We start from the raw sequence: 20,473 nt of genomic DNA, 5'->3' as shown, positions 1-20,473 counted from the left end.
TCCTCCCAAGGCAAAGTGGTGCCAGCTGCCCCGCTACACAGACACCGATTGCCAGGCTTGCAGGCCTGGCAACCAGATACAGCGCATCAGCTACGCTTGTCTTCTACCTTCCACTTCCCATTATCGAAATAGGCTTTCCAACCGGTCGGCTTACCATTCTCTTCTGTCTGTACGTATTGCTCCTTCGTCTTGCGACTAAAGCGAATAACAGCAGAGCGGCCGTCCGGGTCTTTGGCCGGTGCACTTAATAGATAATGGTATTTCGGATCGATTTCATCCTTGTGCGGCAACAGCTCGCTGACCAACGGTGCGCGAGTCTCGCGATTCTTTGGAAACTGGCTGGCCGCCAGGAACAGACCTGAAGCTCCGTCTCGCAATACATACGTATCGTTGACTTTCTCGCACTTGAGCTCAGGCATTGCAATGGCATCCATCTTGGGCGGAGCCGGCTCGCCGTTCTTCAGCAGCTTGCGCGTATTCTTGCACTCAGGATTGGTACATCCAAAGAATTTGCCGAAACGACCCGTCTTGAGCTGCATTTCACTGCCGCACTTGTCACACTCCAGTGAGGGCCCTTCATAGCCCTTGATGCGATAGTTACCGGTTTCAACTTCATAACCCGAGCAATCTGGGTTATTGCCACAGATGTGGAGCTTGCGATGCTCGTCAATCAGGTAAGCATCCATCGCGGTTCCGCAAATATCGCAGCGGTGCTTGCCGCGCAGCACACGCGATTCCGACTCGCCTTCGTCGTCCTCAGCAATTTCATCACCCGGAACAAGGTTGATCGTTCCTTTGCAACGCTCTTTGGGCGGCAGGCTATAACCCGAGCATCCAAGGAATACACCCGTTGAAGCGGTACGAATCATCATCGGCCGGCTACACGTCGGACAAGGGATATCCGTGAGAGTCGGCACATTTGCACGCATCCCCCCTTCAGCGCTCTCGGCGGCTTCTAGCTTTTTCTTGAAATCGCTATAGAACTCATCCAGCAGGTTTTTCCAGTCAAGCTCGCCCTGCGCTACGGTATCGAGATCACCTTCCATGCTGGCGGTAAAACCATAATCCATGAGGTCAGAGAAGCTCTCGCCCAGCCGGTCAGTAACAATGTCACCCATCTTTTCCGCGTAGAAACGGCGATTATGCACAGTGGCATAGCCGCGATCCTGAATCGTGGAAATAATGGCTGCATAGGTAGACGGACGACCAATACCGCGCTTTTCCAGCTCCTTGACCAAACTGGCCTCGGAGAAACGTGCCGGCGGCTTGGTAAAGTGCTGAGTGGGATCCAGCTTCAGCAGCTTCATGGCATCGCCCTGGTTCATTTCGGGCAGTACGTCGTCTTCGCCAGGCTTGCTCTGTTGCGATAGAACTCGGGTAAAGCCATCGAACTTGAGGATTCGCCCTTTGGCGCGCAACTCAAACTCACCGGCCTTTGCCGTAACGGTCGTAGAAAGATATTCCGCAGGAGGCATCTGACAGGCAATGAACTGACGCCAGATCAAATCGTACAAGCGTTCGGCGTCTCGCTCCATGCCAGACAGCTGGTCAGGACGCGTGTTTACGTCAGACGGACGAATTGCTTCGTGAGCCTCCTGCGCACCTTCCTTGCTGCTGTAGAAATTAGGCTTGGCCGGCAAGTATTTGTCGCCGAATTCATTTTCGATAAACGCCCGAGCCATGGTAATGGCATCGTTGGACAGGTTCGTCGAATCGGTACGCATGTAAGTGATATAACCCGCCTCGTAAAGACGCTGGGCCATCATCATGGTTTTCTTTACACCAAAGCCCAGCCGATTGCTGGCAGCCTGTTGTAAAGTCGATGTAATGAACGGAGCGGAAGGTCGGCTGCTGGTAGGCTTGTCTTCACGCTTGCTAATGCTGTAGCTGGAAGCCTTTAACTTCTCGACGGCAGCACTTGCCTGCGCCTCGTTCAACGGCTTGAATGCTTCGCCGTTTTGCCGGACGACCTCAAAACGCGCCTTGGCATTCTTGGGGTTCGCCAAATCGGCGTGAACTTCCCAGTACTCTTCAGGGACGAAGGCACGAATTTCCCGCTCACGCTCCACAAGCAGCTTGACCGCAACGGACTGAACACGTCCAGCCGAAAGCCCTCGGGCGATCTTCTGCCATAGCAGAGGCGAGACCATGTAGCCTACTACACGGTCCAGAAAGCGCCTGGCCTGCTGAGCATTGACTCGATTGATATCCAGCTCGCCCGGCTTGGAGAACGCATCCTGAATCGCTTTTTTAGTGATTTCGTTGAAGACGACCCGCTTGAATCGGCTTTCGTCTCCGCCGATGGCCTCACGAAGATGCCAGGCAATGGCTTCCCCTTCGCGGTCCAAGTCGGTTGCGAGATAAACAGTGTCAGCTTCCTTAGCCAGACGCTTGAGCTCTTCGATCACCTTTTCCTTTCCAGGCAGGATCTCGTAGTGCGCCTTCCAGCCATGCTCAGGGTCGACCCCCATGCGAGCGATAAGCTGGCGCTTGGCCTTTTCCTTTGGAGAAAGGGCTGGAGCTTCGGCAGCAGACTTGCGTCCTTTCGTGGCGGACTCTTTTGACGCGCCTGCCGACCCACTGGTAGGCAGGTCACGGATATGGCCGATACTCGACTTCACCACGTACTGGTTGCCCAAATACTTGTTGATGGTCTTGGCCTTGGCCGGGGATTCCACGATGACCAGCGATTTGCCCATGTATCGGTTGATTCCTGCGTTATTAAAAGATGTAAAGAGAAAGGCGAGACAGTCTGACAGACATTTGGCAGTGAGGCAGTGACTGACGAACCATGACAGCGTGGCTGTACGGCCCCGCTATATATAGTGGCTGTTGGAGCAAGGTCAAGGCTGCGCGTTATCGGCAAGCCCTAACGGATTCTCCTCAACCTTTACTAAAGCAAAGCGGGGAACACGCTCGCTGTCCACCTCGACGCTTTCCAGAAACATGCTGAGCGGACGCGCCCAAAGGCCGTATTCACCATACAACGCCTGGTAAAAAACAAGCTCCTCTTCCGTTTCAGAATGTTTGGCTACGCCCAGGACACGGTACTCCTGCCCCTTGTAATGCCGATAGAGCCCAGGTTGTAAGGACATGTTCCCTCCAGAAAGAAAAACCGGGGCCAGGCCCCGGTTTCGGTAGCATAAACGCCATTCTCAGACGCGTTCGAACACCGTCGTAATGCCTTGACCCAGGCCGATACACATGGTTGCTACGCCCAGTGCACCACCCTTTTGTTTCATGACATTTAATAGCGTGCCGGAAATACGGGCTCCAGAGCAACCAAAGGGATGACCTAACGCGATGGCCCCACCATGAAGATTGACCTTTTCGTCCATCTTATCGAGGAGCTTGAGGTCTTTCAGCACCGGTAATGCTTGGGCTGCGAAAGCCTCATTGAGTTCGACATAGTCAATGTCGCCCATCGACAGCCCTGCACGCTTGAGGGCCTTCTGGGTAGCCGGAACAGGACCATAACCCATGATCGCAGGGTCTACACCAGCAACCGCCATGGCTCGAATACGCGCCAGTGGCTGCAGGCCAAGGTCCATTGCCCGCTGGCCGGACATCACAATCATACAGGAGGCGCCGTCGGTGATCTGGGATGACGTACCTGCAGTTACTGTACCATCCTTTGGATTAAACGCAGGTCTGAGCTCAGCCAAGCCTTCCACTGTTGTATCAGGACGGATGGTCTCGTCATAGTTAAACATCTTCAGGAAGCCATTTTCATCATGTCCTTCCATGGGGATGATTTCGTCCTTGAACGCACCCTCCTGAGTGGCCTTCCAAGCCAACTGGTGCGAACGGTAGCCGAACTTATCCTGTGCCTCCCGGGTAATGCCGTGCATCTTGCCCAGCAGCTCTGCTGTGAGCCCCATCATGCCAGAGGCCTTTGCAGCATAAAGCGACAGATGCGGGTTAGGGTCAACGCCATGCATCATGCTGACATGTCCCATATGCTCGACGCCACCTACCACGAACACATCCCCATTACCGGTCATGATGGCCTGCGCCGCTGTATGCAGTGCGCTCATCGAAGACCCGCAGAGCCGGCTTACGGTCTGCCCTGCGCTAGTATGAGGGATGGGCGTCATCAAGGACGCCATTCGCGCAATGTTCCAGCCTTGCTCGAGCGTCTGGTTTACGCACCCCCAGATCACATCTTCCACTTCTGCCGGGTTGATTTGCGGATTGCGTGCCAGAAGCTGGGTAATCAGATGGGCAGACATGTTTTCTGCCCGGGTATTACGGTGCATGCCACCCTTGGAGCGACCCATCGGTGTGCGGCCAAAGTCGACGATAACAACGTCTCTTGGATTCAGGCTCATAAGAATTCTCGCTCTGTACTGTCTGCGTTAACCAAAGAAGGACTGGCCGTTACGGGCCATTTCGCGCAGCTTTTCAGTCGGGTGATACAGCGGCCCCAGGTCTGCATACTGGTCGGCCAGTGCCACGAACTCGGCAACGCCCAGGGAATCGATATAACGCAGCGCACCGCCTCGGAAGGGAGGGAAGCCAATGCCATAGATCAATCCCATGTCCGCCTCTGCAGCCGACTCGACAATGCCATCTTCCAGGCAACGAACCGTTTCCAGGCACAGCGGAATCATCATGCGCTGAACGATTTCATCATCCGTGAAATCGCGCTGCTCATACACGACAGGCTTGAGCAAGGCGTAGGTTTCTGCATCAGCGACTTTCTTTGGCTTGCCCTTTTTATCGGTCTCGTACACATAGAACCCTTTGCCGTTCTTCTGTCCAAGACGTTTAGCCTCGTACAGCGCATCAACAGCGGTCTTGCGGGACTCTTTCATCCGGTCAGGGAAGCCTTCCGCCATCACATCACGGGCATGATGCGCCGTATCCATCCCTACAACATCCATCAAGTAAGCCGGCCCCATAGGCCAGCCAAACTTTTCCATGAGTTTGTCGATACGCTGGAAATCAGCGCCCTGCCCGATCAGGCCAGCAAAACCACCGAAATAAGGGAACAGCACCCGATTGACCAGAAAGCCCGGACAATCATTGACCACGATAGGGTTCTTACCCATTTTTTTGGCATAGGCCACAGTGGTCGCAATCGTTTTTTCGCTGGTCTTTTCGCCGCGGATTACTTCAACCAGAGGCATCATGTGCACCGGATTGAAGAAGTGCATACCGCAGAAATTTTCAGGACGCTTCAGGGCTTGTGCAAGCAAGCTGATCGAGATGGTCGAAGTATTGGACGCCAGAATGGCTTCTTCACCAACCTGATCTTCGACCTCTGCCAGCACAGCCTGCTTGATCTTGGGATTCTCAACAACAGCCTCAACCACGATATCCACCGACTTGAAGTCGCCATAGGACAAAGTGGGGCGAATACGATTGAGCGCTTCAGCCATTTTCACCGGCTCGAGACGGCCCTTCTCGACGCGCTTGTTGAGAAGCTTGCTCGCTTCATCAAGACCGAGCTGAATGGCTTCCTCACGGATATCCTTCATGAGAATCGGCGTGCCTTTGAGCGCAGACTGATAGGCGATACCACCGCCCATGATACCTGCCCCCAAGACGCTGGCCTGTTTGATCTCACCCGCCTGCTGATCGTAAACCTTAGCCTTTTTCTTGAGCAGCTGATCATTCAGGAACAGACCGATCAGGCTTTGCGAAACAATTGTCTTGGCGAGCTTCACGAAGCCTTTGGCTTCGACTTCAAGCGCCTTCTCTCGTCCGAAATTAGCGGCCTTCTGGATGGTCTTGATCGCTTCTACTGGCGCGGGATAATTCGGACCCGCCTGACCTGCAACGTAGCCTTTGGCCGACTCGAATGCCATCATGGCTTCAATGGGGTTTAGCTTGAGCTTTTCAAGCTTGGGCTGACGACGGGCCTTGTGGTCAAGCTCGCCAGAAATGGCTCGACGTGCCAGATCCAACGCCGCGGCCTGCAATTTGTCGGGTGCAACAACTGCATCTACGACACCGACCTTGAGCGCCTCGGCAGCAGAGTTCTCTTTGCCCGAAGCAATCCACTCGATGGCATTGTCGCTACCGATCAGACGAGGCAACCGAACAGTCCCGCCAAAACCGGGATAAATGCCCAGTTTTACTTCTGGCAGACCAACCTTTGCGGTCTCGCTCATGACCCGGAAGTCGGCAGCCATGGCGATTTCAAGGCCACCGCCAAGCGCGATGCCGTTAATTGCCGCTACGGTAGGGACGTTGAGGTCTTCAAAGTCATTGAAGATCTGATTGATCTCGAGGTTCCCTGCCAGCAGATCCTCGTCTGGCATACGGAAACTTTCGACAAACTCGGTGATGTCTGCCCCTACGAGGAAAACATCCTTTCCGCTACTGAGAATGACGGCCTTGACCGAAGTGTCGGCCTTGAGGGCATCGACAGCCTGGCGCAGCTCGTTCAAGGTCAGGCGATTAAATTTATTGACCGACTCGCCAGTAAGATCAAGCTTTAACTCGGCGATACCGTTTTCTAGAGCCTTAACCGTGATGGCTTTACCTTCGTAAATCATCAACTGATCTCCATACGTGGAAGCGGAACACTCACATCCAAGCCTTGTTGCCCATTCAGGCAGGCAGCCAACTGCATGGCGTGATACTAGGATTCGTTAAGCCCGGGCGAAACGCGAAAGCTATACCTTGCGGCAACCTTCTCTTCTCTGCCCGAGCACTACAGGGCCCGCAAGACAAACATCTGATTCATACAAGTGTTTGACAGCCCCTACACGATCATTCAAAACCTGCGTTATGTCAATTCGACCCATGCGTTAACGTGGCATAACAACCCATTGAACCCAGAGGGCATGGAGCGGAAAAATCGTCAATCTCTACAAAGGATAGGTGCAATTGGCGCAGCGATCTGTTAACAACAGCGAGGCGCAACACCCGCAGCAAGGAGCAAGTACCGCGAAATGCGGTCCAAACGGTATCTGGATAGCAGGTGCGAGCCGCACCAGACAGGCCATACTTGAAATGTTCGCCATCCTTAAGGAGGAGAAATAAAATGTCTTATAAACACATTCTGGTAGCCATCGACCTGACTGATGAATGCCATGCCGTAATCCGTCGTGCTGTCGACTTGGCTACCGGCCTCCAAAGCAAGGTTTCCCTGGTCCATGTGGTCGAACCAATGGCTATGGCGTTCGGCGGTGACGTGCCCATGGACCTTTCTTCCCTTCAACAACAGCAGATCGAACAGTCCCGTGAGCGCTTGGACAGCTTTGTTGCGCAATACAGTCTTCTGGAGGGCCAGTGCCAGTTGGCCTATGGGCAGCCTCGCCAGGAAATCCACCGCTTTGCTCGCGAAAATGCCTGTGATCTGATCGTTGTAGGCAGCCACGGCCGCCATGGCCTTGCCCTTCTTCTGGGCTCGACCGCCAATGACTTGTTACATGGTGCCCCGTGTGACACTTTAGCGGTCTCCCTGACCCGGAAGTAACACTAAAAAGGGCTCCCTCAGGAGCCCTTTTTTCATTCTTCCAGTTCAGCCCATCGCTCCAGCAGCTGATCGAGCTCACGCTGTAAAGCCTCGAAGCGCTCAACAACGACACGCGTCGTTTCAAGCGGCTGCTGGTAGAACGCCGGATCGGAAATCTGGCTTTGCAGTCTCGCCAGCTCGTTTTCCGTCGCCTCGATCTGTGTCGGCAAGGCATCCAGCTCGCGTTGATCCTTATAACTGAGCTTTTTACGGGCCGGCGCCTGCTGCGCTGCTGCCTTGGATGCTTCTACTGGCGTCGCTTGAGTGGCCGCCGCATCCGACTTGGCCTCCATTTTCGACCCTGTCGCACCTAACAAGCGAGGCGATCCACCTTGACGTAGCCAATCCTGATAGCCTCCGACGTACTCGCGCACGAGGCCCTCGCCTTCAAACACCAGGGTGCTGGTTACGACGTTATCAAGAAACGCCCGATCGTGACTGACCATCAGCACGGTGCCCTCAAAGCTCAGAAGCACTTCTTCCAACAGTTCCAGCGTCTCCACATCCAGATCGTTGGTGGGTTCGTCGAGCACCAGCAGATTGGCCGGCTTGCTGAACAGCTTCGCTAGCAGCAGTCGGGCACGTTCGCCACCTGAAAGCGCTTTCACGGGCGTCCGGGCACGCTGTGGGCTAAACAGGAAATCTCCCAGGTAACTGAGGACATGACGATCCTGACCGTTGATCGTGATGATTTCACGTCCTTCAGCCATATTGTCGATGACGGTTTTTTCAGGCTCAAGCGCATGTCGCAACTGATCGAAATAGGCCACTTCAAGCTTGGTGCCATGCACGATTTTTCCTGCTGTCGGCTCAAGGTCACCCAGCAGCAGTTTGAGCAGCGTTGTCTTTCCAGAGCCGTTGGGGCCTAACAAGCCCATCCGGTCGCCTCGCTGCACCACCAGGGAAAAATCACGGATAATGGGTTCGCTGCCTGGATGGGCGTAATCCACGTGCTCGACAACAATGACCTGTTTTCCAGACTTGTCGGCGGTTTCCAGCTGCAGATTTGCCTTACCCTGGCGTTCGCGTCGTTCGCTGCGTTCAAAGCGCATGGCCTTCAATGCACGCACTCGCCCTTCGTTGCGGGTACGTCGAGCCTTGATGCCTTGACGAATCCAGACCTCTTCCTGAGCCAGACGCTTATCGAACAGTGCGTTGGCAGTCTCTTCCGCTGCAAGCTGCTGCTCTTTATGCACCAGAAAACTGGCGTAATCGCCCTGCCAGTCGATGAGATGGCCCCGATCCAACTCAAGAATACGTGTCGCCAGGGCTTGCAGGAAGGCTCGGTCGTGGGTGATAAACAGAATCGCACCCGGATATTGACTCAAGGCCTCTTCCAACCAGGCAATAGCCCCGATATCCAGATGGTTGGTTGGCTCATCGAGCAACAGCAAGTCAGGTTCGGCCACCAGGGCCTGCGCCAATAGCACACGCCGACGCCAGCCTCCGGAAAGCTCTGCAAGGGTCTTTTCTGCAGGCAACTGAAGGCGGCTCAGCGTGCTCTCGACCAGCTGCTGCAGTCGCCAGCCATCCTTGGCTTCCAAATCCTGCTGAACGCGCATCAGACGCGTCAGGTCTTCGTCAGTGTGAATGTTCTGGGACAGTCGATGATACTCCGCCAGCAACTCCCCTACGCCAGTCAATCCCTCGGCCACAACATCGAATACGGTACGATCATCTGCCCGAGGCAACTCCTGGGGCAACTCTCCGATCTTCAGCGCCGGAGCACGCCAGATCTCGCCATCGTCTGGCATCTGCTCGCCCTTGACCAGGCGCAGCATGCTGGACTTGCCAGTACCGTTGCGCCCGATCACGCAGACTCTCTCACCCCGAGCAATCTGCCAGGACACTCCGTCCAGCAATGGCATGGCACCGAAAGCCAGGGATACGCCGGTGAATTTGAGCAAGGTCATAGGCATCTCCAAGAAAAAGGACGTGCATTCTAGTGCCCATCCGTACGAACTGCATGTTTTCCTACCGACGGCACTTAATGTTTTCGTACCCATGACGACAAGATTATTAGCCTGACCGTTGGTAGCTCATACGCTTTCGTCGTAATGGCCGACAAGCTAAAGTAATCGCCTTTGTGCGGCCGAGCCGCATGTACCAGCAGTCTTCTCCGGGAATCTCATGCGCGGCCGTCTGTTCAAGCTGTTGACCTGTGTCTTTGCTTCTCTCATTGGATTGGAAACCGCTCACGCGGCCCCCATTGAGCAACAACGTCTCCTATACGACCAAGCCAAGGCAGCGCTGGCCAAGGGAGATGCCAGTCTCTATTTGCAGTCACGCAATGCGTTGCAAGGGTATCCCCTGGAGCCCTACCTGCAATATGACGAGCTGACCGCACGCCTCAAGAACGCCAGCAATACAGAAATAGAAGCCTTTCTTGCCGAGCATGGCGATCTCCCGCAGGCAAACTGGATGAAGCTGCGCTGGCTGCGCTGGCTCTCCGAGCGCGGCGATTGGAGTACCTTTGACCGCTACTATGACTCCAAGCTCAACTTTACCGAACTGGATTGCCTGAATGCCCAGCACCAGATTCAGGAAGGCCAGACAACACAACCCTTCAAGACAGCGGAAAAGCTCTGGCTGGTAGGCAAGTCACAACCAGCCGCCTGTGATGGCCTTTTCAGTGCCTGGGCTGCTCGCGGCCAGATGCCTGAAAGCATGGTTTGGAAACGTGCCAAGCTGGCGGCCGAAGCGCGTAATTACGGGCTAGTCACCCATTTGGGACAGCAGATGCCCACCCTGGGCTCACTTGCCAACCTGATGAGCGATATCGCTCAGAAACCCCAACAGCTAGCCGATGTGCAGCGCTTCACACCTGCCAGCGAGCCCATGGCCGATGTGGTTGGTCTGGGTTTGCGACGCCTTGCCAAACAGGATCCCGAGAAAGCATTGGGCCTACTCGATACCTATAGTCAGCGCCTGCCCTTTTCGCGCGACGAAAAAGTATCCATTGCGCGTGAGATCGGGCTGACCCTGGCCAAGAACTTTGACCCACGAGCCCTTCCGCTCATGGAGCGTTACGATCCGGAACTCCGTGATGACACGGTCAGCGAATGGCGTGCGCGCCTTCTACTGCGTCTGGCCCGCTGGAAAGAGACTTACCAGTTAATCCAGCGGTTTCCTCCATCGCTTCTGGAAACCAACCGCTGGCAATACTGGCGCGCCCGTACCTTGGAGCTGTCTCAGCCGCAAAGCTCAAGCGTACTGGCTGATTACCAGCCAGTCTCGCGTGAGCGCGATTTCTACGGCTTTCTAGCAGCCGACCGCATCAAGGCGCCTTATCAGCTGAACAATCGTCCGCTCGTACTGAGCAATAGCCTTCGCAACCGCGTACGCACCACGCCTGGTATTCAGCGCGCGCTCGAGTTCTATGCACGTGGTGAATTTGTAAATGCGCGGCGCGAGTGGTTTCATGTCAGCCGCAGCTTCAACCGGGACGAATTGGTTGCCCAGGCCCGCATGGCCTACGACATGCAATGGTATTTCCCGGCTATTCGCTCAATTAGCCAAGCCAAGTACTGGGACGATCTGGACATCCGCTTCCCTATCGCCTACCGCGACAGTTTCGTTCGTGAAGCGCGCCAGCGAGGCTTGCATAGCAGCTGGGTCTTCGCTATCACCCGGCAAGAGAGCGGCTTCATGGCCGATGCCCGTTCAGGCGTGGGAGCCATGGGCTTGATGCAGTTGATGCCTGCGACGGCAAAACATACTGCCAGCAAGTTTTCTATTCCATTGGCCAGCCCTCAATCAGCCCTGCAACCGGACACAAACATCCAGCTGGGCACCGCTTACCTGAGCATGGTTCATGCACAATTCAACGGTAACCGTGTTCTAGCCTCAGCGGCTTATAACGCCGGTCCCGGACGTGTAAAAAGATGGCTGAAGGACGCCCGGCACTTGGCGTTCGATGTCTGGGTAGAAACCATTCCGTTTGACGAAACCCGTCAATATGTCCAAAACGTGCTAGCGTATGCGGTCATCTACGGCCAAAAACTCAATACGCCTCAGCCACTGGTAGAGTGGCACGAACGCTTCTTTGACGAAACTTGATGACTTAAGCAGGAGCTGCAATAGCTTTGCAGCTCCTGCCTCGTTACACGTCGCCACACCAGGGTGCCATTAAGCGGCTGTGAAATTTCGTCAATCTCCGTATACTTCGCGGCTCTATTTTTTCCGCTATTGAACCGGAGAAACTCATGTTGAAGCGTTCCCTGGCCCTCGTGGCCGGTCTTACCCTGTGCGCCACTTCCCTTCTTACCCAGGCAGCAGATGCACTACGCGTCTCGGCTATCCCGGATGAAGCACCTACCGAATTGCTTCGCAAGTTCAAACCGCTGGGAGAGTACCTGGAAAAGCAGATTGGCATGCCTGTTACCTTCGTGCCGGTCTCCGATTATGCAGGCGTGGTCGAAGCGCTGGCCTCTGACAGACTGGACATGGCATGGTTGGGTGGCTTTACCTTTGTCCAGGCCCAACTCAAAGCGCCCATGAATCCGCTGGTACAACGGGAAGAAGATCAGAAATTCACCAGCAAATTCATTACAGCTGATCCAAACGTCAAATCGGTTCAAGACCTAAAAGGCAAAACGTTCGCCTTTGGCTCGATCTCTTCGACCTCCGGCAGCCTGATGCCCCGTTACTTCATGCAGCAGGAAGGAATAATACCGGAGCAGTTTTTCTCACGTATAGCCTATTCTGGAGCCCATGATGCAACTGCCGCCTGGGTACAGGCTGGAAAAGTGGATGGAGGCGTTTTGAACGCTTCGGTCTGGCAGAAGCTGGTTGATGCCAAGAAAGTAGACACAAGCAAGGTCAAGGTCTTCGCGACCACTCCGCCCTATTACGATTACAACTGGACCGTCAGAGGCAATCTGGATCCGCAACTGGCGGCCAAAATCAAGGCGGCCTTTCTTGCATTGGATCCTTCGAAGCCTGAAGACAAAGCCATTCTGGATCTACAGGCAGCCAGTCGTTTTGTAGAAACTTCTCCTGAAAACTATAAGGGCATCGAAGGCTCTGCACGTGCGGCCGGTCTGTTGAAGTGAGCGTCCAGTTAGCTGGCGTGGAGCTTCTTCACGCCAATGGGCATCGCGCGCTTTCAAAGCTTGACCTGAAGATCACCAAAGGTGAACGCGTAGCACTGATTGGCCCTTCTGGAGCAGGCAAGACCAGCTTGCTCCGCCTGATGGCGACAAGCCATAAGCCAACGGCAGGACAGCTCACCGTATTGCAGACCGATCCGTGGTCATTGAGCGTGTCCCGATTGAAGTCACTTCGTGCCCATATCGGTCTGATTCACCAGGCACCTCCCCTCCCGGCGCGGCAACGCGTCGTAACGGCGGTACTGGCTGGGCGCCTGGGCCAATGGCCTTTATGGAAGAGCCTGGTCAGCCTTGTCTATCCACTGGATCGTCCGGGCGCCCAACAGGCTCTGGCAAAGCTGGACCTGTCAGAAAAGCTGTATCAGCGTTGCGATCAGCTCTCGGGGGGCCAGCTCCAGCGCGTCGGCATTGCCCGCGTGTTATACCAGGCGCCTGAGCTGATACTGGCGGATGAGCCTGTCTCCGCCATGGATCCGGTACTTGCCAGCCATACACTAACCATTCTCGCTCGTGAGGCCGAAACACGAAGCGCAACGCTGATTGCCAGCCTGCACAGCGTAGAGCTGGCGCTCAAACACTTTCCGCGAATCATTGGGCTACGCCAAGGCGTTATTGTATTCGACAAAGCAACGCAAGCCGTTACCTCCGATGATCTGGAGCAGTTGTATGCCAATGAGCAATTGGCACCAGAGAACTCATCCAGTGTTTATTTCATGCCTGCCACACCACCGCGATGCTGATTGCCCCCTCGCGTGATCCTGCCGCCCTGCCTCGTCTAGGCATCAGCCTGCTGGCAATCATACTGCTCTGGCCTGGGCTTCACCTGTCCGAGCTGGATATTCCTGGTTTGCTCACCGGCGAGAACGCCAGAATCATGGGTAGCTTTCTGGCAGGATTCTGGCCGCTAGCCTACGATTCGGAGTTTCTCTCGATAGTTGGCAAAGCCACGCTGGAAACCCTAGCCATTGCCACGGCCGGCATGACGCTCGCCTGGGTGATCGCCTTTCCAGCAGCCCTGCTGGCAACACGCTCGCTTTCCATCTCCGCGCTTCATCGGCAAGGACGCCCTTCGTGGCTGGGTCAGGCGACTCGCAATACGGTACGTATCGTTCTTGTAATTCTGCGCAGCATTCCTGAAATTGTCTGGGCCTTGTTATTTGTACGAGCGGTAGGCCTGGGTCCAACTGCGGGCGTCCTGGCCATTGCCATCACGTACGGTGGCATGCTGGGCAAGGTGTACGCTGAGATTTTCGAATCCGTACCTGCTGACGCGACGCGAGCATTGCTCTTGGGTGGCAGCTCGCGACTTCAGGCATTCGCATATGGACTGCTACCGGCCGCCAGCGGCGAAATGATCTCCTATACGATCTACCGCTGGGAGTGTGCTATCCGTGCATCGGTCGTCATGGGATTTGTCGGCGCTGGCGGGCTGGGGCAACAGGTCGATCTGTCTCTGCGAATGTTTGCTGGCGGAGAAGTTGCCAGCCTGATGCTGACCTTTCTGATACTGGTCATGCTGGCCGACCTGATCAGCCGCTTGCTGCGAGAGCCGTAACGATGAAAATCAAGGGTCTTGCCGCCGTTATCGTAGTACTAGCCGCCATTGCCTCGTCCTTTGCTTACCTTGAGACGAATTTTATCGAGCTGTTTTCGCGGACCTCTCTTGCGCAAATGGCAAAATTTGCCAACGGATTTCTTACCCCGGACTTTTCCCGCAGTCACCTATACGCCATCGCTTGGGCCTGCCTGGAAACACTGGCCATGTCAGCCATGGGAACCCTATTGGCAGCCCTGTTTGGCATAATACTGGCCCTGCCTGCGGCAGGCCGACTCGGTACTCTATTCAAAGCAGTTGCGCGGTTCTTGCTCAATGCCCTCCGCGCCGTCCCGGAACTGGTGTGGGCGGCACTGATGGTACTGGCTGCAGGGCTAGGGCCCAACGCCGGCACGCTTGCATTAGCACTGCATACGGCGGGTGTACTGGGTCGCCTGTTTGCCGAGGCGCTGGAAAACACTCCGTCCGCCCCCAGCGATGCGATCAGACTGGCTGGCGGCGGACGCCTTGCCGCCTTCGCCTATGGCATTCTGCCAAGCGTCTGGCCTCAGCTGCTTGCCTATATTCTCTATCGCTGGGAAAACAATATCCGCATGGCGACGATATTGGGATTCGTGGGCGCTGGCGGCCTAGGACAAATGCTTCAAATCAGCCTCAGCCTGTTTCAACTCGCTCAGGCTGCAACCATTATCCTGGCCATGCTGACCCTGGTACTGCTGGTGGACGCTTTTAGTGCCTGGATCCGTCAGCGGTGGATCAATCATTGATCCACCCTGGCGGTCTCATGCCTCGCCGCTGTTACCGTTTCTAGCCTGTATAAGCACCCAGGGCGCAACGACCACTGCCCAAAAGACTGGATCGCTTACCAGAAAACCCCGTGCCTCATCCTCGGCCACCTTGGCCATTTGCCCGGACGTCAGCCAGGCAGAAACCTTGCCTGTATTGTCCTGAACAATGGCTTCTGCCGCCTCTATCAAGTCTATCTCGGCATCCACCCGAAGCAACGAACCCTTGGCAAAGTGCGGCTGTAACTCTTGCCATGAGATTTCAGCGGTCTGGCCCAACAGCGTAGCGTACAGAGTGCTGGTTTCGGACATCACGTCACCCCTAAAAATAAAGCGACATGATAGCGGCTGTCGCTTATTGTCGACAGGATTGACATGTCTTCAGCCCGGTTTCGGCTCGTATCCGATACATGATGCGACAAAGTGTATCGATACAGTCGATGTGCCACTTTTCAATTCCGTGATCGGCACTCTACACTCCGCACGTTGCGATGCCGATTTATCGTCATAACAAGAAAGCCAGCAATAAGAATAAATACTGCAATAAACGTTTGTGATCTGCCAAAACCAATAAGCATTTCGAGTGGAGCACTATGAATAAGGCAACTCAGCGTCTTTCCCGACTATTCGCCGCTATGGCCCTGGCTGGACTCACCAGCTACAGCGTCGCTGCCGATACAATAAAAATCGCTCTGGCCGGCCCGGTTACCGGCCCTGTAGCGCAATATGGGGAAATGGAATTTGTCGGCGCCAAAATGGCTATCGAGCAAATCAATAAGGCTGGCGGCGTCAATGGCCAGCAGCTCGAAGGCGTAGTCTACGACGATGCGTGTGACCCCAAGCAAGCGGTTGCCGTTGCCAACAAGATCGTCAATGACGAAGTGAAATTCGTGGTTGGCCACCTGTGCTCCAGCTCCACCCAGCCGGCGTCCGATATCTACGAAGACGAAGGCATCCTGATGATCACCCCAGCATCAACCAGCCCTGATCTCACGGCACGCGGACATAAACTGATCTTCCGCACCATTGGTCTTGACAACATGCAAGGCCCTACTGCCGGCAAATATATAGCCGAGCATATCAAGCCCAAGACAGTCGCCATCATCCACGACAAGCAGCAGTACGGTGAAGGCATTGCCACGGCCGTCAAGCAGACACTTGAAGGCGCCAATGTCAAAGTTGCCGTATTCGAAGGTATCAATGCCGGCGACAAGGACTTTTCTTCTCTGATCTCCAAGCTGAAGCAGGCGGGTGTGGATTTCGTCTATTACGGCGGCTATCACCCGGAGCTCGGCCTTCTGATGCGCCAGTCACAGGAAAAAGGCTTGAAAGTTCGCTTCATGGGGCCGGAAGGTGTGGGTAACTCTGAAATTTCCGCCATTGCAGGCAAATCCTCAGAGGGCATGCTTGTAACCCTTCCCCGCTCTTTCGATCAGGATCCGAAAAACAAAGCCCTGGTTGAAGCATTCAAAGCCAAGAAGCAGGATCCGAGCGGCCCGTTCGTCTTCCCCTCCTACGCAGCCGTGCAAGTTATTGCTGATGGCATCAAGAAGGCAGGCAACACTGAAACCGATGCTGTAGCAGAGGCCCTGCGCAGCAATACGTTCAGCACACCTACAGGCGACCTGGCGTTTGACGAAAAAGGCGACCTGAAAAACTTCGAATTTGTCGTCTATGAGTGGCACGCCGACGGCACCAAGACCGAAGCCAAGTAACCGTTAAGCAGGAACTTGCCAGCACGTTGTCTGGCAAACGTCCTCAAAAGCCCACGGTATCCTCCGTGGGCTTTGTTCATTCCAAATGAGTAGGCGTGCCAAGACGCCAAAAGCACTGTGGCCGCTATTCAGGAGAAAGTAATGCCTGAGCTCTACCACTATCTTCAACAGCTGGTAAACGGTTTGACCGTTGGCAGCACCTACGCCTTGATAGCCATTGGTTACACAATGGTCTACGGCATTATTGGCATGATCAACTTCGCCCATGGCGAGGTATACATGATTGGCTCCTATGTAGCCTTCATTGTCATCGCCGGATTAGCACTCATGGGCATTCATAGTTTGCCGATCATCATGATTGCGGCCTTTGCTGCCAGCATTATTGTTGCCAGTGCCTATGGCTACAGTATTGAGCGTATTGCCTACCGTCCGCTACGTGGCAGTAATCGCCTGATTCCGCTGATCTCAGCCATCGGCATGTCCATCTTCCTGCAAAACGAAGTGCTATTGGCACAGGACTCCAAGGACAAGGCCATTCCCAGCCTGCTGCCTGGCAACATCATATTTGGCAATGATGCCATGAGTGGAGTCGTCATTTCGTATATGCAGATTCTGATCTTCGTGGTCACGTTTCTGGCCATGCTCGGATTGACACTGTTCATCTCACGCTCGCGTCTCGGCCGCGCCTGCCGAGCCTGCGCCGAAGACATCAAGATGGCCAACCTGCTTGGCATCAACACCAACAACATTATCGCCTTGACCTTTGTTATCGGCGCATCCCTGGCAGCCATCGCGGCTGTTCTGCTCGGTATGCAATACGGCGTCATTAATCCGAGCCTGGGATTTCTGGCAGGTATCAAGGCGTTTACTGCCGCAGTACTGGGCGGGATCGGCAGTATTCCAGGCGCCATGCTGGGCGGACTGGTGCTAGGGGTAGCCGAAGCGTTCGGGGCCGATATTTTTGGTGATCAGTACAAGGATGTCGTGGCATTCACACTTCTTGTCCTCGTTTTGTTGTTCCGGCCGACCGGCATTCTGGGCCGTCCGGAGGTAGAAAAAGTATGAGCAGTACCCCTTTCAACAAACAGCTTAAAACGGCTTTTTTCAGTGCGCTTCTCGTACTCGCAGTGGCCTACCCTGTTTTGGGGCTAAAACTGACCACAGTGGGTATCGGGCTCGAAGTCCATGGCGCCAGCCCAACCACCCTGACGATCATTTTTGGGGCGGCCGCCCTTATGTTCGTATGGCAGTTGGTACGTGATCGCATTCCCATGCCGCGCCGAACCAGGGGCACCCACACCTCACCACTGACCAAACTAGGCACCCAGCTCACCGAGCCATCTGTTCAACGCTGGGTCATCCTCGGGCTGGTTCTTGTCGCGCTAGTCTGGCCATTCTTCGGCTCACGGGGAGCCGTGGATATCGCTACGCTGATTCTCATCTATGTGATGCTGGGGCTTGGTCTGAATATTGTGGTCGGCCTGGCGGGTCTTCTTGATCTGGGCTACGTCGGCTTTTACGCCGTAGGGGCATACAGTTACGCCCTGCTCTCCCACTATTACGGCCTTGGATTCTGGATCTGCCTGCCCATTGCCGGTTTGATGGCTGCGCTATTCGGCTTTTTGCTGGGCTTTCCCGTGCTGCGCCTGCGAGGTGACTATCTCGCCATCGTGACGCTCGGTTTCGGCGAGATCATCCGCATTCTGCTACGCAACCTTACCAGCATCACCGGCGGCCCCAACGGCATTAGCGGAATCGACAAGCCTACGCTATTCAACCTGACGTTTGAGCGGCGTGCCCCCGAAGGCATGCAGACATTCCATGAGTTTTTTGGCATCGCCTACAACTCGAACTATAAGGTGATCTTTCTTTATCTGGTTGCGTTACTGCTCGTCCTGCTTACTCTTTTCGTGATCAACCGATTGCTGCGCATGCCCATCGGTCGCGCCTGGGAAGCCCTACGCGAGGATGAGATCGCCTGCCGTGCATTAGGCTTGAATCCGACCCTTATCAAACTCTCCGCTTTTACGCTGGGTGCCTGCTTTGCAGGTTTCGCAGGCAGCTTCTTTGCGGCTCGCCAAGGGCTGGTGTCGCCGGAGTCGTTCACCTTCATTGAGTCAGCCATCATCTTGGCGATCGTTGTTCTGGGTGGAATGGGCTCACAATTGGGCGTCATTCTGGCAGCCATTGTCATGATTCTGCTTCCAGAGCTGATGCGTGAGTTCAGTGAATATCGCATGTTGATGTTTGGCGCCATGATGGTCCTGATGATGATCTGGCGGCCGCAAGGCCTGCTCCCGATGCAGCGCCCCCATTTGGAGCTGCGTAAATGAGCCAACCTATTCTTCAAGCTAAAGACCTGACCATGCGTTTTGGCGGCCTCTTGGCAGTCAATGGCGTCAATATCAGCGTCGAGGAAAAGCAGGTCGTTTCCCTGATAGGACCGAACGGCGCTGGCAAGACAACCGTGTTCAACTGCCTGACCGGTTTCTATCAGCCAACAGGAGGCGAAATTCTACTTAGAGGTACGCCCATTCATGGCTTGCCGGGTCACCAGATCGCCCGACGCGGCATCGTACGCACCTTCCAGAATGTTCGGTTGTTCAAGGAAATGACGGCGGTTGAAAACCTGCTGGTTGCTCAACACCGCCATCTGAATACGAATTTTCTAGCTGGCCTTTTCAAAACTCCCGACTTTCGCCGCGCAGAATCTGAAGCCATGGACTTTGCCCGCCACTGGCTTGAGCAGGTCAACCTCACCGAGGTCGCCAACCGACCTGCCGGCAATCTGGCCTATGGCCAACAGCGCCGTCTTGAGATTGCTCGCTGCATGATGACACGCCCTCAACTCCTCATGCTTGATGAACCTGCCGCCGGCCTTAATCCTCGCGAGACGGAAGACCTGAAAGCGCTGATTTCCCTGCTGCGAGACGAGCATGGCGTAACTGTTCTGCTCATTGAGCACGACATGCACCTGGTCATGAGCATCTCGGATCATATTGTCGTTATCAATCAGGGCACCCCCCTGGCCGATGGTAAGCCGGAGCAAATCCGTAATAACCCTGACGTGATCAAAGCCTATTTGGGAGAAGCGTGATGCTGCAGTTCGAAAACGTTTCGACTTTCTATGGCAAGATCCAGGCGCTGCATAGGGTCAGCCTGTCGGTCAACAAAGGGGAGATCGTGACACTCATCGGCGCCAATGGCGCTGGCAAGTCTACCCTCCTGATGACGCTATGCGGCTCTCCTAAGGCAGCTGGCGGTAGTATTCGTTACGAAGGTGAAGAGCTGGTCGGAAAAGACTCCTCCGAAATCATGCGCAAGGGTATCGCCGTGGTTCCTGAGGGTCGCCGCGTCTTTGCTCGCCTGACTGTCGAGGAAAACCTCGCCATGGGCGGTTTTTTTACCGACAAGCATGACTATGATCGTCAGCTTGAAAAGGTTCTTGGCCTGTTTCCTCGCTTGAAGGAGCGCTATCACCAGCGCGGAGGCACGATGTCCGGTGGGGAGCAACAGATGCTTGCCATCGGTCGTGCGATGATGAGTCATCCGCGTCTCCTGCTGCTTGACGAGCCCTCATTGGGTTTAGCCCCCATCATCATTCAGCAGATTTTCGATATCATCGAACAACTGCGCGAGGATGGCGTAACGGTATTTCTGGTCGAGCAGAACGCCAACCAAGCGCTCAGACTGGCAGACCGTGGCTACGTTCTAGAAAATGGTCATATCGTCATGCAGGATACCGGCGAAGCCCTATTGGCCAACCCTGACGTACGCAAGGCCTACCTGGGAGGCTAAAGGATCGCTTGTGCGCTCCGTTCAAAAAGAGCGCACAA

The 20,473-nt window shown here is 55.1% G+C and carries 17 protein-coding genes; 11 read left to right on the top strand and 6 right to left on the bottom strand.

Going from position 1 to position 20,473, the window contains the following annotated elements:
- Window positions 1-86 precede the first annotated feature (86 nt).
- From topA to fadB, 4 genes are all read right to left on the bottom strand, one after another.
- Window positions 87-2,699 (bottom strand): type I DNA topoisomerase, encoded by a 2,613-nt coding sequence (gene topA, locus GM154_RS18175; RefSeq protein ID WP_219652987.1) that lies wholly within the window; start codon window positions 2,697-2,699, stop codon window positions 87-89.
- 144 nt (window positions 2,700-2,843) lie between these two features.
- Window positions 2,844-3,095, bottom strand: a complete 252-nt coding sequence (locus GM154_RS18170; protein WP_010797696.1) for a DUF1653 domain-containing protein — start codon at window positions 3,093-3,095, stop codon at window positions 2,844-2,846.
- A gap of 60 nt (window positions 3,096-3,155) precedes the next feature.
- Window positions 3,156-4,331, bottom strand: a complete 1,176-nt coding sequence (fadA, locus tag GM154_RS18165) for an acetyl-CoA C-acyltransferase FadA (RefSeq protein ID WP_219652986.1) — start codon at window positions 4,329-4,331, stop codon at window positions 3,156-3,158.
- A gap of 27 nt (window positions 4,332-4,358) precedes the next feature.
- Window positions 4,359-6,506, bottom strand: a complete 2,148-nt coding sequence (gene fadB / locus GM154_RS18160) for a fatty acid oxidation complex subunit alpha FadB (RefSeq protein WP_219652985.1) — start codon at window positions 6,504-6,506, stop codon at window positions 4,359-4,361.
- Window positions 6,507-6,997: 491 nt separating this feature from the next.
- Here fadB and GM154_RS18155 point away from each other — a divergent pair, with 491 nt between their 5' ends.
- Window positions 6,998-7,432: a universal stress protein gene (locus tag GM154_RS18155; RefSeq protein WP_010797693.1), complete on the top strand. Its 435-nt coding sequence runs from the start codon at window positions 6,998-7,000 to the stop codon at window positions 7,430-7,432.
- Between the two features lie 32 nt (window positions 7,433-7,464).
- Here the strand turns inward: GM154_RS18155 and GM154_RS18150 are convergent, their stop codons facing one another.
- Complete coding sequence (locus GM154_RS18150; RefSeq protein WP_074827500.1) at window positions 7,465-9,384, bottom strand: ATP-binding cassette domain-containing protein; 1,920 nt, start codon at window positions 9,382-9,384, stop codon at window positions 7,465-7,467.
- 217 nt (window positions 9,385-9,601) lie between these two features.
- Between GM154_RS18150 and GM154_RS18145 the strand changes: the two genes are divergently transcribed.
- The 5 genes from GM154_RS18145 to phnE all read left to right on the top strand — a co-directional run bounded on the left by GM154_RS18145 (window position 9,602) and on the right by phnE (window position 14,904).
- The gene (locus tag GM154_RS18145) at window positions 9,602-11,530 is read left to right on the top strand and encodes a transglycosylase SLT domain-containing protein (RefSeq protein WP_010797691.1); all 1,929 of its coding nucleotides are present in this window, start codon (window positions 9,602-9,604) and stop codon (window positions 11,528-11,530) included.
- 146 nt (window positions 11,531-11,676) lie between these two features.
- Window positions 11,677-12,525: a putative selenate ABC transporter substrate-binding protein gene (locus GM154_RS18140; protein ID WP_219652984.1), complete on the top strand. Its 849-nt coding sequence runs from the start codon at window positions 11,677-11,679 to the stop codon at window positions 12,523-12,525.
- Entirely contained in the window at window positions 12,522-13,322 is an 801-nt protein-coding gene (locus GM154_RS18135) for a phosphonate ABC transporter ATP-binding protein (RefSeq protein ID WP_019365897.1), read from the top strand. The genes GM154_RS18140 and GM154_RS18135 overlap by 4 nt, the downstream gene beginning before the upstream one ends.
- On the top strand, window positions 13,316-14,137 hold the full coding sequence (locus GM154_RS18130) for an ABC transporter permease (RefSeq protein WP_019365896.1): 822 nt from the start codon (window positions 13,316-13,318) through the stop codon (window positions 14,135-14,137). The genes GM154_RS18135 and GM154_RS18130 overlap by 7 nt, the downstream gene beginning before the upstream one ends.
- A gap of 2 nt (window positions 14,138-14,139) precedes the next feature.
- Window positions 14,140-14,904: a phosphonate ABC transporter, permease protein PhnE gene (phnE, locus tag GM154_RS18125; protein ID WP_074827505.1), complete on the top strand. Its 765-nt coding sequence runs from the start codon at window positions 14,140-14,142 to the stop codon at window positions 14,902-14,904.
- 15 nt (window positions 14,905-14,919) lie between these two features.
- Here phnE and GM154_RS18120 read toward each other — a convergent pair whose 3' ends face one another.
- Window positions 14,920-15,234 carry a DUF2288 domain-containing protein gene (locus GM154_RS18120; RefSeq protein WP_074827507.1) on the bottom strand — a complete coding sequence of 105 codons (315 nt, stop codon included), beginning with the start codon at window positions 15,232-15,234 and terminating at the stop codon, window positions 14,920-14,922.
- 281 nt (window positions 15,235-15,515) lie between these two features.
- Here GM154_RS18120 and GM154_RS18115 point away from each other — a divergent pair, with 281 nt between their 5' ends.
- The 5 genes from GM154_RS18115 to GM154_RS18095 all read left to right on the top strand — a co-directional run bounded on the left by GM154_RS18115 (window position 15,516) and on the right by GM154_RS18095 (window position 20,435).
- Window positions 15,516-16,637: a branched-chain amino acid ABC transporter substrate-binding protein gene (locus GM154_RS18115; RefSeq protein ID WP_074827508.1), complete on the top strand. Its 1,122-nt coding sequence runs from the start codon at window positions 15,516-15,518 to the stop codon at window positions 16,635-16,637.
- A gap of 141 nt (window positions 16,638-16,778) precedes the next feature.
- Window positions 16,779-17,702, top strand: coding sequence for a high-affinity branched-chain amino acid ABC transporter permease LivH (gene livH / locus GM154_RS18110; RefSeq protein ID WP_010797684.1), 924 nt, complete (start codon window positions 16,779-16,781; stop codon window positions 17,700-17,702).
- Window positions 17,699-18,970: a high-affinity branched-chain amino acid ABC transporter permease LivM gene (locus GM154_RS18105; RefSeq protein WP_219652983.1), complete on the top strand. Its 1,272-nt coding sequence runs from the start codon at window positions 17,699-17,701 to the stop codon at window positions 18,968-18,970. Before livH ends, GM154_RS18105 begins: the two co-directional genes overlap by 4 nt.
- Window positions 18,967-19,734, top strand: coding sequence for a high-affinity branched-chain amino acid ABC transporter ATP-binding protein LivG (gene livG / locus GM154_RS18100; RefSeq protein ID WP_074827509.1), 768 nt, complete (start codon window positions 18,967-18,969; stop codon window positions 19,732-19,734). The genes GM154_RS18105 and livG overlap by 4 nt, the downstream gene beginning before the upstream one ends.
- Window positions 19,734-20,435 (top strand): ABC transporter ATP-binding protein, encoded by a 702-nt coding sequence (locus tag GM154_RS18095; RefSeq protein WP_219652982.1) that lies wholly within the window; start codon window positions 19,734-19,736, stop codon window positions 20,433-20,435. Before livG ends, GM154_RS18095 begins: the two co-directional genes overlap by 1 nt.
- Window positions 20,436-20,473 lie beyond the last annotated feature (38 nt).

It is taken from the genome of Pseudomonas sp. MAG002Y (genome assembly GCF_019400845.1).
GTDB lineage: Bacteria > Pseudomonadota > Gammaproteobacteria > Pseudomonadales > Pseudomonadaceae > Chryseomonas > Chryseomonas luteola.
Note: the sequence above shows the minus strand (reverse complement) of the source record. Positions and strands in the feature narration are given on the sequence as shown.

Coding starts and splice junctions, on each gene's coding strand:
- topA (WP_219652987.1), bottom strand. CDS start 2,699: ATGGGCAAATCGCTGGTCATCGTGGAATCCCCGGCCAAGGCCAAGACC.
- GM154_RS18170 (WP_010797696.1), bottom strand. CDS start 3,095: ATGTCCTTACAACCTGGGCTCTATCGGCATTACAAGGGGCAGGAGTAC.
- fadA (WP_219652986.1), bottom strand. CDS start 4,331: ATGAGCCTGAATCCAAGAGACGTTGTTATCGTCGACTTTGGCCGCACA.
- fadB (WP_219652985.1), bottom strand. CDS start 6,506: ATGATTTACGAAGGTAAAGCCATCACGGTTAAGGCTCTAGAAAACGGT.
- GM154_RS18155 (WP_010797693.1), top strand. CDS start 6,998: ATGTCTTATAAACACATTCTGGTAGCCATCGACCTGACTGATGAATGC.
- GM154_RS18150 (WP_074827500.1), bottom strand. CDS start 9,384: ATGACCTTGCTCAAATTCACCGGCGTATCCCTGGCTTTCGGTGCCATG.
- GM154_RS18145 (WP_010797691.1), top strand. CDS start 9,602: ATGCGCGGCCGTCTGTTCAAGCTGTTGACCTGTGTCTTTGCTTCTCTC.
- GM154_RS18140 (WP_219652984.1), top strand. CDS start 11,677: ATGTTGAAGCGTTCCCTGGCCCTCGTGGCCGGTCTTACCCTGTGCGCC.
- GM154_RS18130 (WP_019365896.1), top strand. CDS start 13,316: ATGCTGATTGCCCCCTCGCGTGATCCTGCCGCCCTGCCTCGTCTAGGC.
- phnE (WP_074827505.1), top strand. CDS start 14,140: ATGAAAATCAAGGGTCTTGCCGCCGTTATCGTAGTACTAGCCGCCATT.
- GM154_RS18120 (WP_074827507.1), bottom strand. CDS start 15,234: ATGTCCGAAACCAGCACTCTGTACGCTACGCTGTTGGGCCAGACCGCT.
- GM154_RS18115 (WP_074827508.1), top strand. CDS start 15,516: ATGAATAAGGCAACTCAGCGTCTTTCCCGACTATTCGCCGCTATGGCC.
- livH (WP_010797684.1), top strand. CDS start 16,779: ATGCCTGAGCTCTACCACTATCTTCAACAGCTGGTAAACGGTTTGACC.
- GM154_RS18105 (WP_219652983.1), top strand. CDS start 17,699: ATGAGCAGTACCCCTTTCAACAAACAGCTTAAAACGGCTTTTTTCAGT.
- livG (WP_074827509.1), top strand. CDS start 18,967: ATGAGCCAACCTATTCTTCAAGCTAAAGACCTGACCATGCGTTTTGGC.
- GM154_RS18095 (WP_219652982.1), top strand. CDS start 19,734: ATGCTGCAGTTCGAAAACGTTTCGACTTTCTATGGCAAGATCCAGGCG.